This window comes from Sphingomonas sp. Y38-1Y, assembly GCF_032391395.1.
Lineage (GTDB): Bacteria > Pseudomonadota > Alphaproteobacteria > Sphingomonadales > Sphingomonadaceae > Sphingomonas.
On record NZ_CP135916.1, the window covers coordinates 676,591 to 691,305 of the forward strand.

11 protein-coding genes are annotated in these 14,715 nt (G+C 69.4%); 8 read left to right on the forward strand and 3 right to left on the reverse strand.

What is annotated here, in order from left to right; genetic code table 11:
* Positions 1–7: 7 nt before the first annotated feature.
* The 8 genes from RS883_RS03040 (at position 8) to RS883_RS03075 (ending at position 12,672) form a co-directional block, all read left to right on the forward strand.
* Positions 8–1,258 carry an N-acetylmuramoyl-L-alanine amidase gene (locus tag RS883_RS03040; RefSeq protein ID WP_409977380.1) on the forward strand — a complete coding sequence of 417 codons (1,251 nt, stop codon included), beginning with the start codon at positions 8–10 and terminating at the stop codon, positions 1,256–1,258.
* 243 nt (positions 1,259–1,501) lie between these two features.
* Positions 1,502–4,051, forward strand: a complete 2,550-nt coding sequence (locus RS883_RS03045; protein WP_315762562.1) for a penicillin-binding protein 1A — start codon at positions 1,502–1,504, stop codon at positions 4,049–4,051.
* 123 nt (positions 4,052–4,174) lie between these two features.
* Positions 4,175–5,302, forward strand: a complete 1,128-nt coding sequence (gene prfB, locus RS883_RS03050) for a peptide chain release factor 2 (protein WP_315762564.1) — start codon at positions 4,175–4,177, stop codon at positions 5,300–5,302.
* A 17-nt stretch (positions 5,303–5,319) separates the two neighbouring features.
* On the forward strand, positions 5,320–6,096 hold the full coding sequence (locus RS883_RS03055) for a class I SAM-dependent methyltransferase (RefSeq protein ID WP_409977381.1): 777 nt from the start codon (positions 5,320–5,322) through the stop codon (positions 6,094–6,096).
* Between the two features lie 173 nt (positions 6,097–6,269).
* The gene (locus RS883_RS03060) at positions 6,270–8,699 is read left to right on the forward strand and encodes a zinc-dependent metalloprotease (protein ID WP_315762566.1); all 2,430 of its coding nucleotides are present in this window, start codon (positions 6,270–6,272) and stop codon (positions 8,697–8,699) included.
* Between the two features lie 172 nt (positions 8,700–8,871).
* Positions 8,872–9,546 carry a pyrimidine 5'-nucleotidase gene (locus RS883_RS03065; RefSeq protein WP_315762568.1) on the forward strand — a complete coding sequence of 225 codons (675 nt, stop codon included), beginning with the start codon at positions 8,872–8,874 and terminating at the stop codon, positions 9,544–9,546.
* Positions 9,531–10,355, forward strand: coding sequence for a 2,3,4,5-tetrahydropyridine-2,6-dicarboxylate N-succinyltransferase (dapD, locus tag RS883_RS03070; RefSeq protein ID WP_315762570.1), 825 nt, complete (start codon positions 9,531–9,533; stop codon positions 10,353–10,355). The genes RS883_RS03065 and dapD overlap by 16 nt, the downstream gene beginning before the upstream one ends.
* A gap of 256 nt (positions 10,356–10,611) precedes the next feature.
* On the forward strand, positions 10,612–12,672 hold the full coding sequence (locus RS883_RS03075) for a S9 family peptidase (protein ID WP_315762572.1): 2,061 nt from the start codon (positions 10,612–10,614) through the stop codon (positions 12,670–12,672).
* Positions 12,673–12,928: 256 nt separating this feature from the next.
* Here the strand turns inward: RS883_RS03075 and RS883_RS03080 are convergent, their stop codons facing one another.
* The 3 genes from RS883_RS03080 to RS883_RS03090 are packed head-to-tail and all read right to left on the reverse strand — an operon-like array spanning position 12,929 to position 14,713.
* Positions 12,929–13,465: an NADPH-dependent FMN reductase gene (locus RS883_RS03080; RefSeq protein WP_315762574.1), complete on the reverse strand. Its 537-nt coding sequence runs from the start codon at positions 13,463–13,465 to the stop codon at positions 12,929–12,931.
* Between the two features lie 10 nt (positions 13,466–13,475).
* On the reverse strand, positions 13,476–14,174 hold the full coding sequence (locus tag RS883_RS03085) for a lysophospholipid acyltransferase family protein (protein WP_315762576.1): 699 nt from the start codon (positions 14,172–14,174) through the stop codon (positions 13,476–13,478).
* On the reverse strand, positions 14,174–14,713 hold the full coding sequence (locus RS883_RS03090) for a YdcF family protein (RefSeq protein ID WP_315762578.1): 540 nt from the start codon (positions 14,711–14,713) through the stop codon (positions 14,174–14,176). Before RS883_RS03090 ends, RS883_RS03085 begins: the two co-directional genes overlap by 1 nt.
* Positions 14,714–14,715 lie beyond the last annotated feature (2 nt).

Sequence of the window (14,715 nt, forward strand, 5' to 3'; positions counted from 1 at the left end):
AGGGCTTATGCGTTTTGACTTTACCGCCGCGCGGGGTGCGCGGCATAGCGGCCGGGTGTCGTGGATCCTCGCGCTTCTCGCCGCCTGGCTGGGCGGCGTTCCCGCTTTCGCGGGCGACGTGGCGGAGGTTCGCGTGGCCGACGATGCGATCACCGTGACGCTGGACGGCGCGGTCGCCGGCGCCTCGACCTTCATCCTCGACGAGCCGCGCCGGATCGCGCTGGACATCGCCGGCGCCAAGCCCGGCGCGCGCGTCGAGCCCGGCGGGCCGGTGGCGCGCGTGCGCCAGGGCGCGACCGGTGGCGGCGCGCGGCTGGTGTTCGACCTCGACCGCCCGGCGATCGTGCGCGAGGGGCGCTTCGATGCGGCGACGGGCAAGCTGACGCTCGTCCTCACCCGCGTCGACGATGCGCGGTTCGCGCGCGCGGCGGGGGCGGGGCGGCTGAGCCTGACCGGCTTCGACATGGCGCGCCGGCCGAGCGTGCCGGGCGGCAGCCGCGTCAGCCTGCCGGTGCCGACCGCGCGCCGTGCCCCGGCGCTGCCGCGCGTCTATGGCGACGACGACAGCCGTCCGCTGGTGGTGATAGACGCAGGCCATGGCGGCAAGGATCCCGGCGCGCTCAACGGCGAGGCGGGGCTGCGCGAGAAGGACGTGACGCTCAAGACCGCGCTGGCGATCAAGGAGCGGCTGCTGGAAAGCGGCCGGGTCCGGGTCGCGCTGACGCGCGAGGACGACCGGTTCCTGATCCTTCAGGAACGCTATGGCATCGCCCGGCGGCTGAAGGCGGACCTGTTCATCTCGATCCATTGCGACAGTGCGGGCAATCCGGAGGCGACCGGCGCCACCGCCTATACGCTGTCCGAAGTCGCGTCCGACAAGGAAGCCGCGCGACTGGCGGCGCGCGAGAACAAGGCGGACATCATCGCCGGCATCAACCTGGGCGACCAGACCACCGACATCTCCTCGCTGCTGATCGACCTTGCCCAGCGCGAGACGATGAACCGCTCGGCGAGCTTCGCGCGGCTGCTCGGCCGGGAGGCCAAGCCGCTGATGCCGACCAAGGACAATTTTCACCGGATGGCGAGCCTGGTGGTGCTGAAGGCGCCCGACATGCCGTCGATCCTGTTCGAGACGGGCTATATCTCGAACAAGGACGATGCCGAGTTCCTGGGCTCACGCGACGGGCGCAAGAAGGTGGCGGAGAGCGTCGCGCGGGCGACCGAGGTGTATTTCGCGCGGCGGATGGCGTCCCGGTAAGGGGCCGGCCTTCCCCAATCGTCACCCCGGACCTGTTCCGGGGTCCACCGTGCCGCAAGCCAAGCCGCCGCTGAGTACGCGGTGAGGTGGACCCCGGAACAAGTCCGAGGTGACGAAGTGGGTGGGGCATGGTCCGGCTGAGAAGAAGCGGGATCCCGGATCAAGTCCGGGATGACGTCGGTGGGATCTACCCGTCGCGGCGGCATTTCCAAGCGGCGCCCCTTCGTCTAAACCGCGCGTCCGATGGCGGATGCAGACGCGAACAATGTCAATTTCACGCTCCAGCGCGGAGAGGGCGAGGGCTTTGGCGCGCGCTTCGCGCGGGTGCGGCGGCGCTGGTGGTTCCGGCTGCCGGCGATCCTGGCGCTGCTGAGCGGGCTGGGCGTCGTCGTCGGCTGGCTGGTGTTTGCGCGCGACCTGCCCAGCGTCGATGCGCTCAAGGCCTATGAGCCGCCGCTGCCCACCAGCGTGCGCTCCGCCGACGGCACCCCGATCCACAGCTATGCGCGCGAGCGCCGCGTCGAGCTCGACTATGCCGAGTTCCCCCCGCTCCTCGTCCGCGCGTTCCTCGCGGCCGAAGATCGCACCTTCTTCGAGCATCACGGCGTCGACTTTCCGGGCTTTGCCGGCGCGGTGGTCGATTATGTCAGCAAGATGGGGTCGGGCGAGCGTGCGCGCGGCGGCTCCACGATCACCCAGCAGGTCGCCAAGAACCTGCTGATCGGCAACGAATATTCGCCGACGCGCAAGATCCGCGAGATGATCCTGGCGTGGCGGATCGAGGATGCGCTGACCAAGCAGCAGATCCTCGAGCTCTATCTCAACGGCATTCCGATGGGCCGGCGCAGCTTCGGCGTGCAGGCCGCGGCGCGCGCCTATTTCGACAAGGATGTCGACCGGCTCTCGCTGCCCGAGATGGCGTTCCTTGCGACGCTGCCCAAGGCGCCCGAAAGCTATGGCCGCGCGGCCAATGCCGATCGCGCGCTGGAGCGGCGCAACTGGGTGCTGTCGGGGATGCTGCGCAACGGCTTCATCAACCAGCGCCAGTACCAGTCGGCGATCGGCGAGCCGCTGGGCCTGGTCGACCAGCGGTCGGTGACGCTCCAGTCGAACGCAGGCTATTTCGTTGAAGAAGTGCGCCGCCAGCTGATCGACCGCTATGGCGAGAAGGCGGCGGAAGGGCCGTTCAGCGTCTATGACGGCGGTCTGTGGGTGCGCACGTCGCTCGATCCCAAGGTGCAGGAATATGCGACCGATGCGCTCCGCCGCGGCCTGCTCCGCTTCGATTCGGGGCGCGGCTGGTCGGGGCCGCTCAAGACGCTCGACATCGCCGATGGCTGGCGCGGGCCGCTGGCGGCGAGCAACATGGCGCTCGATTTCGAGAATTGGCGCGTCGGCGTCGTCGTGTCGAAGGGCAGCGACAGTGCCGAGATCGGCTTTGCCGACGGCACGACCGGCGAGATGCCACGCTGGGGCGCGCAGATGCCGGTGCGCAGCAAGGGCGGCACCGCGTTCGCCGCGCTGAAGGCCGGCGACGTCGTCGCGGTCGCGCCCGACAATGGCCGCTGGGTTTTGCGCAGTATCCCCCGGGTGTCGGGCGGCATGGTGGTCGAGGATCCGCGCACGGGCCGCATCCTTGCCATGCAGGGCGGCTTCGACGCGCGCATCGACAGCTTCAATCGCGCGACGCAGGCGATGCGCCAGCCCGGTTCGACCATCAAGCCGGTCGTCTATACCGCCGCGTTCGAGAACGGGATGAGCCCCTCGACCATCATCGTCGACGGGCCGTTCTGCGTCTATCAGGGTGCGCGGCTGGGCAACAAATGCTTCCGCAACTTCGGCAATTCGCGCGGCGCGGGGCCGCACACGATCCGCTGGGGCCTGGAGCAGTCGCGCAACCTGATGACCGTGCAGGCGGCGAACCGTACCGGCATGGACAAGGTGGTCGGGCTGATGCAGCGCATCGGCGTCAGCGACACGAAGTACGCCCCCTATCTCTCCTTCGCGCTCGGCGCGGGCGAGACGACGGTGCAGCGGATGGTCAACGCTTATTCGATCCTCGCCAACAACGGCCGTGCGCTGACGCCCAGCGTCATCGACTTCGTCCAGAACCGGAAGGGCGACGTGATCTGGCCCGAGCGCTGGCGCGCGTGCGAGCGGTGCAACATGCCCGATTGGGACGGCAAGCCGATGCCGCGCCCGCGCGTCCGCGCGCGCCAGATCGTCGATCCGGTCAGCGCCTATCAGATGACGCACGTCATGGAGGGCGTCATCCAGCGCGGCACCGCGACGATCCTGCGCGATCTCGGCCGGCCGATCATGGGCAAGACGGGCACTTCATCCGGGCCGACCGACGTGTGGTTCGTCGGCGGCACGCCGCAGATGATCGCGGGTCTCTATCTCGGCTATGACAAGCCCGCGAACCTGGGCGGCTATGCGCAGGGCGGCACGATCGCCGCGCCGATCTTCAAGGCGTTCGCGACCAAGGCGTGGGAGGGGATGGAAGTGCTTCCGTTCCGCGCGCCCCCGGGCACGCGGATGGTGCGCGTCGATCGCGGGTCGGGCCGGCCGGTCACCGGCGCCTGGCCGACCGACGATCCCAAGGCGTCGGTGATCTGGGAAGCCTTCAAGCCCGAGAGCGAACCCACCCGCCAGCGCCGCAACCGCGAGGCGGAGGCCGCCGCCAAGGCCGAAGCCGCCGCCAAGGCAAAGGCCGCCGCCGCCCAGCGCCGTCAGCAACAACAGCGCCCGTCGGACAGCGATTTCTTGCAAAGAGAGGGCGGGATTTACTAACGCGCCCTCATTCGATTTCTCGTCATCCGGCGAAGGCCGGGATCGCCCGCTTTAGGGGAGTGCCCTGACCTCGAGCGGTTCCAGCCTTCGCTGGAACGACGACCTGTTTTTTGGAGTTTCCCGATGCGCGCCGAAGCGCAGGCCTATGCCGATCAGATCAACGCCGCGCTCGCGCTGCTCCGCCGCTTTCTCGATTGGGATCGCGCGCTGCGGCGGCTGGACGAGCTCAATGCGCGTGTCGAGGACCCGACGCTGTGGGACAATCCCAAGGCGGCGCAGGACGTAATGCGCGAGCGGCAGCGGCTGGAAACCGCGATCAACGCGACGCGCGCGATCGAGCAGGAACTGTCCGACACCGCCGAGCTGATCGACATGGCCGATGCCGAGGGCGATGCCGAGATGGCCGACGAAGGCGTGGCGGGGCTCAAGGCGCTCGCCGCCCGTGCCGAGGGCGACAAGATCAAGGCGCTGCTGGCGGGCGAGGCGGACGCCAACGACGCCTATCTCGAGGTCCATGCCGGCGCCGGCGGGACCGAGAGCCAGGACTGGGCCGAGATGCTCCAGCGCATGTACGCGCGCTGGGCCGAACGCCACGGCATGAAGGTCGAGATCGTCGACTATCACGCCGGCGAACAGGCGGGCATCAAGTCGGCGACGCTCCTCCTCAAGGGCGAGAACGCCTATGGCTATGCCAAGACCGAGAGCGGCGTCCACCGCCTGGTCCGCATCAGCCCCTATGACAGCTCGGCGCGGCGGCACACCAGCTTCTCGTCGGTCTGGGTCTATCCGGTGATCGACGACTCGATCGAGATCGAGGTCAACGAAAGCGATCTCAAGATCGATACCTATCGCGCGTCGGGCGCGGGCGGGCAGCACGTCAACACGACCGATTCCGCGGTGCGTATCACCCACGTCCCGTCGGGCATCATCGTCGCCAGCCAGAACGACCGATCGCAGCACAAGAACCGCGCCACCGCGATGGGAATGCTGCGCGCGCGCCTGTACGAAGCCGAGCTCCAGAAGCGCGAGGCGGCGGCGCTCAGCGACTATTCGGCCAAGACCGAGATCGGCTGGGGCCACCAGATCCGCTCCTATGTCCTTCAGCCCTATCAGTTGGTGAAGGATCTGCGCACCGGCGTGACTTCGACCGCGCCGTCGGACGTGCTAGACGGCGACCTCGACCCGTTCATGGCGGCGGCGCTGTCGCAGCGCGTGACCGGCGAAAAGGTCGAGGTGGAGGACGTCGATTGACAAGGCGAGGGGCGCCGATGCTGACGATGATCGCACCGGCGCTCGCGCTGGCCGCCGCGGCGTGCGAGGCGCCGGTCAAGGCGCCGCAGGTCAACAAGACGGAGGAAAAGGTCGAGGGCCGCTTCCCCGCCGCCGATCGCCCCGTCGCCACCATCGTTTCCAACCGCTGGTCGACCGAGGAAGCGCGCGATCGCGTGAAGGAGGCCGAGACGGTGATGGACCGCGCCGGCATCAGGCCCGGCATGACCGTCGCCGATATCGGTGCGGGCGAGGGCTATTACACGATCCGCCTGGCGGCGCGTGTGGGCGAGGATGGGCGGGTGCTGGCCGAGGACATCGTGCCGGGCGTCCGCGACGACCTGGCGCAGCGCGTGGCGCGCGAGCGGCTGGACAATGTCAGCGTTCGGCTCGGCCTCCCTGAAGATCCGCGGCTGCCGGAGAACAGCTTCGACCGCATCCTGATGGTGCACATGTACCACGAGATCGCCGCGCCCTATGAGTTCCTGTGGCGGATGCGGCCGTCGCTGCGCCCGCAGGGCGAGGTGATCGTCGTCGACGCCGATCGCGCGACCGAGAACCATGGCACGCCGCCGGCGCTGCTCGAATGCGAGTTCGCGGCGGTGGGCTACAAGCTCGTGCGGCGCGAGGAGATGCCGTCCGCGGGCGGCTATATCGCCGCCTTCCGCGCCGAGGGCGCGCGGCCTGAGCCGGGTGCGATCAAGGCGTGCCGCATCGACCGCTCGCCCGGCGAGGATGCGCCGAAGCCGCGGGCGACGGGCGACATGCCGGCCTGACGGCCAGGCCAGCGTTATCCCAACGAAGGCTGGGATCGCTCTGCGTCATCGTTGCGCGTTCCACGAGGAGATCCCAGCTTGCGCTGGGATGACGGAGACGGCGGAGAGGCTTCTCCTGCTTGCTCCTGCCATCCCCCCGCGTCATGGTCCCGCGCTCGGACGGGGGGACGGATATGCGGTACAGCAACTTGGCGGCCATAGCGGCGATCCTGATCGCGGCGCCTGTGGCGGCGCAGACCCGCGAAACCCCGATGCTCGCGATCAAGAGCGATCCCGCAGACGCGCGCGTGCTCGTCACCCTGCCTGCGCCCGATGCGCAGGGGATCGCCGGGCGTTTCATCCATGTCGCGGCGCTGCGCAGCGGCCTGGGTTCGGCGGAGATCGCGCTGGATCGCGGCCAGCTCGGGCCCGAACAGATCCTTGCCTTTCGCCGATACGGCAAGAAGGTCGCCGTCACCTTCGAGAACACTCGATTCCGCGCCACCGGCGATGCCGGTACCGAGCGCGGCGCGCGGGAGAGCTTTGCCTTTAGCATCGTGGCGATGCTCGACATCGTCTCGACCGCGTCCGACGGGGCGCTGACCGTCGACCTGGCGCCGTTCCTGACGCGCGACATCCTGGGTGTCGCCGACGCGCTCAACGGGACCGGCTCTGGCGCCGACCTCGCGATCGGGGGCCGCGCGGGCAAGGGATTCAAGCTGGCGGGTGACCTCAGCACCGTCGACCCGACCTCGATCAAGGCGTTCCCGGACAATATCGAGATCGACGCGGTCCAGACCTATGCCTCCGACACGCCGGGCCGCGAGGTGTCGTCGATCGCGCCCGAGGCGCGCCAGGTCAGCTTCGTCGTCCATCACAGCTTCATCCGCCTGCCGGCGCCCGGCTTCGTCACGCGCCGGCTCGACATCCGATCGGGCGCGTTCGGCACCGGCCATTACGACTATGGCAGCCCGCTTGGCACGCCGGTGCTCCAGGAAGTCGCCAACCGCTTCCGACTGGAAAAGGTTGATCCGGCGGCGGCGCGGTCGCGGGTGAAGAAGGCGATCGTCTTCTATATCGATCCTGCCGCGCCCGAGCCGATCCGCACCGCGCTTCGCGAGGGTGTCGATTTTTGGAAGGCGGCATTCGAGGCGGCCGGCCTCATCGACGCGTTCCGCGCCGAGATCCTGCCCGCGGGCGCCGATCCGATGGACGTGCGCTACAACATGGTCAACTGGTCGAACCGGCTGACGCGCGGCTGGTCCTATGGCGGCGGCATCACCGATCCGCGGACGGGCGAGATCATCAAGGGCAATGTCGTGATCGGCGCGCTGCGCGTCCGGCAGGACATGATCATCTTCGAGGGGCTCGTCGGCACCGCCGGCAACGGCAGCGGCGGGCCGCAGGACCCGGTCAGGGCCTCGCTCGACCGCATCCGCCAGCTGGGCGCGCACGAGGTCGGCCATGCGCTGGGCTTCGCGCATAATTTCGCGGCGAGCACGCAGGACCGCGGGTCGGTCATGGATTACCCCGGGCCCCGGGTGAAGCTGACCGGCGGGCAGATCGATCTTTCGGACGCCTATGCGCCCGGCATCGGCGCGTGGGACCGCTATGCCGTCGACTGGCTCTACGCCGACCCGGCGCCGAGCAGCGACCCCGACGCGGCCGCCGCGGCCAAGGCGCGGGCGGCGGCGGGCTTGCGCTATGCCAGCGACGGCGACGGGCGATCGGTCGATGCGGCCAATCCCTATGGCAGCATGTGGGACGATGGCGACGATCCGTTCGCGCATCTCGGCCACATGCTGGCCGTGCGGCGCGTGGCGCTAGGCCGGTTCGGGCCGCAGGTGCTGCGGGCGGGCGAGCCGCTGTCCGACCTTCGCCGCAAGTTCGTGCCGGTGTGGCTGTTCCACCGCTATGCCGTGGATGCCGCGGCCAAGCTGATCGGCGGGATCGATTATCGTTATGCGGTGGCGGGCGACGCCACCCCTCCGCCCGCGCCGGTGCCGGCCGCGACGCAGCTCGCCGCGCTCGACGCGCTGGTCGGGACGCTGTCCCCGGAGGCGCTGACGGTGCCCGCCGGGCTGGTGCCGATGCTCTCGTCGGCGAGCAACGCGCGATCGGACCCGCAGTACAATCAGGAGGTGCTGCGCACGGCGGCGGGGCCGGCGTTCGATCCGCTGGTCGCCGCCGATGTCGCAGCGCAGCTGCCGCTCGATGCGCTGCTGGCGCCCGCGCGCGCCGCGCGGCTGGTCGAGCAGCATCGCCGCGACGCCGCGCTGCCGGGGCTGGAGACGGTGCTCGACCGGCTGGAAACGCGGGTGTTGGCGCGGACCGCCGATCCGGTCGCGCGGCGGATCGCATGGCGCGCGGCAATGACGATGGCGGCGACGGCGCGCGATCCGGCGGCCTCGCCCGAGGTCGCGGCGGCGGTTGGCGACCGGCTGACGCGGCTTGGCACGCAGTTCCGCGCCGCGGGCGGGACGGGCGAGGAGGCGGCGTGGCGCCGCCATCTCGGCACGATCCTGGGCGATCCCGAGCGGCTGAAGGCCGAACTCGACAAGCGCCAGGCCAAGCCGACGATCCCGCCCGGCATGCCGATCGAAAGCGACTGGTTCGGTTTGTAAATCCTCCCCCGGCGGGGGAGGTGGCAGCCGAAGGCTGACGGAGGGGTAATCGCCGCGAACGCTCCGCTTGTGGCCATTCCCCCTCTACCCCCGCTTCGCGGCGGCCCCCTCCCCGTTCCGGGGGGAGGATCAGGTTGCCGCACCGGCTCTGCCCCCCTAAAGCGCGCGGGACATGGACCCGCGGCTTTCGCACATCGACACCTGGATCTTCGATCTCGACAACACGCTCTATCCGGCGGGTGCGGCGCTGTTCGCGCAGATCGAGGCGCGGATGACCGACTATGTGTGCCGGCTGGAAGGCTGCGACCGCGAGACCGGGTTCGCGATCCAGAAGCGGCATTTCCAGGCGCATGGCACCACGCTGTCGGGACTGATGGCGGAGCGGGCGATCGATCCTTACGAGTTCCTCGCCTTCGTCCACGACGTCGACATGGAGGCGCTGCTGCCCAACGACCGGCTGGTCGAGGCGATCGCGCGGCTGCCGGGGCGCAAGCTGGTCTTCACCAATGGCGACGCACCCTATGCGACGCGCGTGCTCGGCCGGCTTGGGCTGGGCGAGAGCTTCGAGGCGATCCACGACATCCACGCGACCGGCTATCGCCCCAAGCCGCATCCCCACGCCTATGACGGCTTGTGCGCGGCGTGGGACATCGACCCGACGCGTGCGCTGTTCGTCGAGGACATGGCGCGCAACCTGGCGCCGGCCAAGGCGATCGGAATGACCACCGTCTGGATCGACAACGGCTCCGAACAGGTCGGCGTCGATCGCACGCATATCGATTTCGTCACGCCCGACCTGACGGCGTGGCTGACCGGCATCTGGGAGGAAGCATGCACGACGAACTGAAGGCCGTGATCGAGGCGGCGTGGGAAGATCGCGCCGCGCTGTCGACCGCGACCACGGGCGAGGTCCGCGATGCGGTGGGCGCCGCGCTGGCGCTGCTGGACGCCGGCACCGCGCGCGTCGCCGAGCCGGGCGAGGGCGGCCAGTGGACCGTCAACCAGTGGCTCAAGAAGGCGGTGCTGCTCTCCTTCCGCCTCAACGACAATGAGGTGATGGAGGGGCCGGGCGGCGCCAACTGGTTCGACAAGGTGCCGTCGAAGTTCCAGGGCTGGGACGCGGGCGCGTTCCGCTCGGCGGGCTTTCGCGCGGTACCGGGCAGCGTCGTTCGCCGCGGCAGCTTCATCGGCAAGGGCGCGGTGCTGATGCCGAGCTTCGTCAACATCGGCGCCTATGTCGGCGAGGGGACGATGGTCGACACCTGGGCCACGGTCGGCAGCTGCGCGCAGATCGGCCGCGACGTCCACCTGTCGGGCGGTGCGGGCATCGGCGGCGTGCTGGAGCCGCTCCAGGCCAATCCCGTCATCATCGAGGACGGTGCGTTCATCGGCGCGCGCGCGGAGGTCGCCGAGGGCGTGATCGTCCGGCGCGGTGCGGTGCTGTCGATGGGCGTCTATCTGGGCGCATCGACCAAGATCGTCGACCGCGCGACGGGCGAGGTCACGACGGGCGAGGTGCCGGAATATGCGGTGGTCGTGCCCGGCTCGCTGGGCGGCGGAGAGGGCAAGCCGGCACTCTATTGCGCGGTGATCGTCAAGCGCGTCGACGAACAGACGCGCGCGAAAACGAGCATCAACGAGCTGCTGCGCGCGTAACCGAGTCTTCGCGGGAGCGCCCGTAAGGCCGTCACCCCGGACTTGTTCCGGGGTCAACCGGGCCGCGAACCCAGCGGCGGCTTGGCTGGCGGTGAGGTGGACCCCGGAACAGGTCCGGGGTGACGAAGAAGGTCGTCCCGCTCTTTTCCCTCAGACGAAGAAAGCGCGCGATCCCGGCTCGATGTCGGGATGGGTGTTGTATTCGACTGAGACACTCGATAGCCTCCCCGCATAACCGTCTCGGGGGAGTCATCGAATGCCGTACCACCCAACCCTTCGTGCCGCGCTGATCGGCGCGGGTGCCGCTTGCCTCGTCGCCGCGGCGCTGCCGGCGCAGACGCCGCCCGCGCCCGCCGGCGACCTCATCCCGCGCGCGCTGATCTTCGGCAATCCCAGCCGATCGGGCGCGCAGGTGAGCCCCGATGGCCGCAACGTTTCCTGGCTGGCGCCGGTCGAGGGCGTGATGAACATCTGGGTCGCGCCCACCGGCAACCTCGCCGCCGCCAAGCCGGTCACGACGGAGCGCAAGCGCGGGCTGTCGAGCTATCAATGGGCGCCCGACGGGCAGCACATCCTGTTCCTCAACGACGAGGGCGGCAACGAGAACGACCATGTCTTCGTCGTGTCGGCAGCGGGCGGCGCGACGCGCGACCTGACGCCCGTCGACGGCAAGGTGCGGGCGCAGATCCAGGGCATCAGCCCGCTCAAGCCCGGCGTCGTGCTGATCGGCCTGAACGATCGCGACCCGCAATTCTTCGACCTGTATGAAGTCGACTACAAAACCGGCGCCAGGACCAAGGTGTTCGAGAATCCGGGTTATGGCGACCTCGTCACCGACAACCAGCTTCGCGTGCGGTTCGCGTCCAAGACGACGCCGGGCGGCGGCCAGGCCTATTACCGGCGCGAGGCGGACGGCAGCTGGAAGGAGGCGGTCGCCTTCGGCAACGAGGATGCGTTCACGACCGGCCCGCGCGGCTTCGACCGCGACGGCAAGACGATGTACTGGACCGACAGCCGCGGCCGCGACAAGGCGGCGCTGGTGGCGATGGACGTCGCCACGCTCAAGACGACGCCGATCGCGTCCAGCGACCAGGCCGACGTCCAGAACCTGCTGCTCGACCCGGTGACGTTCAAGCCGCTCGCCTATTCGGTCAACTACCTGCGCACCGAATGGACGCCGCTCGACCCCGCGGCCAAAGCCGATCTCGACTTCCTGAAGGGCAAGCTGAAGGGCGAGCTGTCGATCACCTCGCTGAGCGACGATGGCCGCTATGCGACGGTGACCGCCAACGCCGCCGAGCAGCCTTCGGTCGCCTATCTCTACGATCGCAAGGCCAAGACGCTGGCCAAGCTGTTCGAGAGCCGGCCCGACCTGGCCCGCTACAAGCTGCGCGCGATGCAGCCGGTGGAGGTCAGGGCGAAGGACGGGCTGACTTTGGTCAGCTATCTGACGCTCCCCGCCGATGCCGATCCCGACGGCGACGGCAAGCCGAACCGGCCGGTGCCGATGGTGCTCTATGTCCATGGCGGGCCGTGGGCGCGTGACGGCTATGGCTACAACTCGATGCACCAGTTCCTGGCGAACCGCGGCTATGCGGTGATGAGCGTCAATTACCGCAGCTCGACCGGCTTCGGTAAGGGCTTCGTCAATGCCGGCGTCGGCGAATGGTCGGGCAAGATGCACCAGGACCTGCTCGACGCGGTCGACTATGCGGTGAAGGCGGGTGCGACGACGCCCGACAAGGTCGCGATCATGGGCGGCAGCTATGGCGGCTATGCGACCCTGGTCGGCGTGACGTTCACGCCGGACAAGTTCGCGTGCGGTGTCGACATCGTCGGGCCGTCGAACCTCAAGACGCTGATGGAAAGCTTCCCCGCTTACTGGCGCCCGAGCCTGGAGGGCAATTTCTACAAGCATATCGGCGATCCGGCGAAGCCTGCCGACGTGCCGCGGATGATGGCGCAGTCGCCGATCAGCCGCGTCGACGCGATCAAGGTGCCGCTGTTGATCGGTCAGGGCCAGAACGACCCGCGCGTGGTCAAGGCCGAGAGCGACCAGATCGTCGAGGCGATGCGCAAGCGGAAGCTGCCGGTGACCTACGTCAACTTCACCGACGAAGGGCACGGCTTTCTGCGACCGGAGAACCGCCTCGCCTTCTTCTCGATCACCGAGGGCTTCCTGGCGCAATGCCTGAAGGGCCGCGCCGAGCCGATCGGCGACGCGTTCAAGGGCTCGTCGATCCAGGTGCTGGAGGGGGCGGACCATGTGCCGGGCCTGACCGCCGCGCTGCCGAAGGGCGGGGCTGCGGGGCAGTAGGGGGAGTTCGACCGCTCCTTCTCTTACTCGTCACCCCGGACTTGTTCCGGGGTCCACCTCACCGCTTGCTCAGCGGCCGCTAGGTGTGCGGAACCGTGGACCCCGGAACAAGTCCGGGGTGACGGGGAGGGTAGGACCGCGCATCCACCGCCCCTAACGTCATCCCAGCGCAGGCTGGGATCGCCCCGTTGGTTCGCGCTATCGGGAGACCCCAGCCTTCGCTGGGGTGACGAATAAAGGGAGGGCGGTGCCGCCCCTAGTCCCGCAGGAACAGCCCGATCTGCGCCATCATCAGCGCGATCTGCCCGTCGGCCTCGCCGACCGGATCGCCGCCCGCGGCCGAGTTGATCGCCACGCCGATCGGCGTCGGCCAGCCGCGCAGCGCATGGGTGACGCCGCGCAGCGCCTGGAGCGTCGTCACCGCCGCCTGCCACCCCGCCGCGGTCGCGACGAGGCCGACGGGCACGCCGTCCAGATAGACGCGGTCATCGCCGCGGGTTAGCTCGACATGATCGAGCGCGTTCTTGACCAGGCCCGACAAGGTGCCGTGATAGCCGGGCGAGCCGATCAGCAGCGCGTCGGCCGAGCGGACGGTGTCGACGAAGTGCGCGACCTTGTCGGTCGCCTCCGCCGCGTCGGGGTCGTAGTTGGGGAAGTCGATCGCCTCGCCGGTCAACAGCGTCGTGCGCGCGCCCGCCGCCTCGGCATGGGCGAGCGCCGCGGCCAGCGCGCGCGACGTGGTGGAGGTCGGGCGCAGCGTGCCGCCCAGCGCAACGATATGCTTTCCCTGCATGATCCGTCCGCTAGCCGATCCGGAACGCCGGCTCCAGCGCATTGATCGCGGCGTGGATACGCGCCTCCGCCTCGTCGCGCGGCAGCCCGGGCGGTAGCGCCTCACCGATCGCGAAGGTGACGGTGCCCGGATGCTTGGGCCCGCGTCGCGGCCAGACGCGCGCGCTGTCGAGCGCGACCGGCACTGTCGGCATCCGCAGCGCCTTGTAGAGGCCGGCGAAGCCGGGTCGCAGCGGCGGCGTCTCGCCCGGCAGCACGCGCGTCCCCTCGGCAAAGATCAGCACCGACCGGCCGGCCTCCCGCGCCGCCGCCGCCTCGCGCAGCATGCGGCGCAGCGCCGCGCCGGATCCCGACCGATCGACGACGATCATGCCGTACTTGCGGGCGGCCCAGCCCCACATCGGGATCTCCATCAACTCCGCCTTCATGACGATCAGCGGCGCGTCGAGGATCAGCCCGAGCTCGAACGTCTCGTAAAAGGACTGGTGCTTGGCGACGTAAAGCGCCGGTTCGGCGGGTGCCACGCCCTCGACGCGCGATCGCATGCCCATGATCGTGCGCGCGCACAGCCGGTGCCAGCGCAGCCAGCCCATCACATGCGCCTTGAGCGCGGCCTGGCCGAACAATGCCGACACGGGCGCGAGCACCACGAACGGGATCGAGCCGCCATAAAAGGCCGCATCGAACAGCCAGGAGCGAAGCCGGTTCATCATCCCCGATAGCCGACGATCAGCGCGATCCGGCGGATCAGCAGCTTGTTGTATTCGCTTGCCAGCACGCCGAAGCGCGCATTGGTGCGGACGGGATCGCCGACGATCTCGACCTCGTCGCCCAGTGCGTTCTGAAGCTCCAGCCGCGCGCGCGCCATGTGCCAGTCGGACGTGACCAGGCGGATGGTGCGGAACCGCTGGCTGCGGACCCAGGCGGCGGTCTCGTCGGCGTTCGACCGCGTGTCGATCGCCTCCTGACCCAGGTCCACGCAGCAGTCGAACAGCCGCCGCGGCGTCGATTTATAGACGGCGGCGAGTTCCTGCGGACGGACGCTGGGGTCGACGCCGGTCACGAGCATCCGCTTCGCCTCGCCCGCCTGAAGCAGCGCAAGGCCGCGGTCGATCCGCCCCGCGCCGCCAGTCGGCACGACGATGCCGTCGGTCTTCTGCCCCTCGAGCGGGTGGCCGAGCCCGAGCAGGAACAGCGCAAAGCCGAGCATATAGGCAAGCGCGGCAAAGGCGGTGATGCGAAGCAGCACGC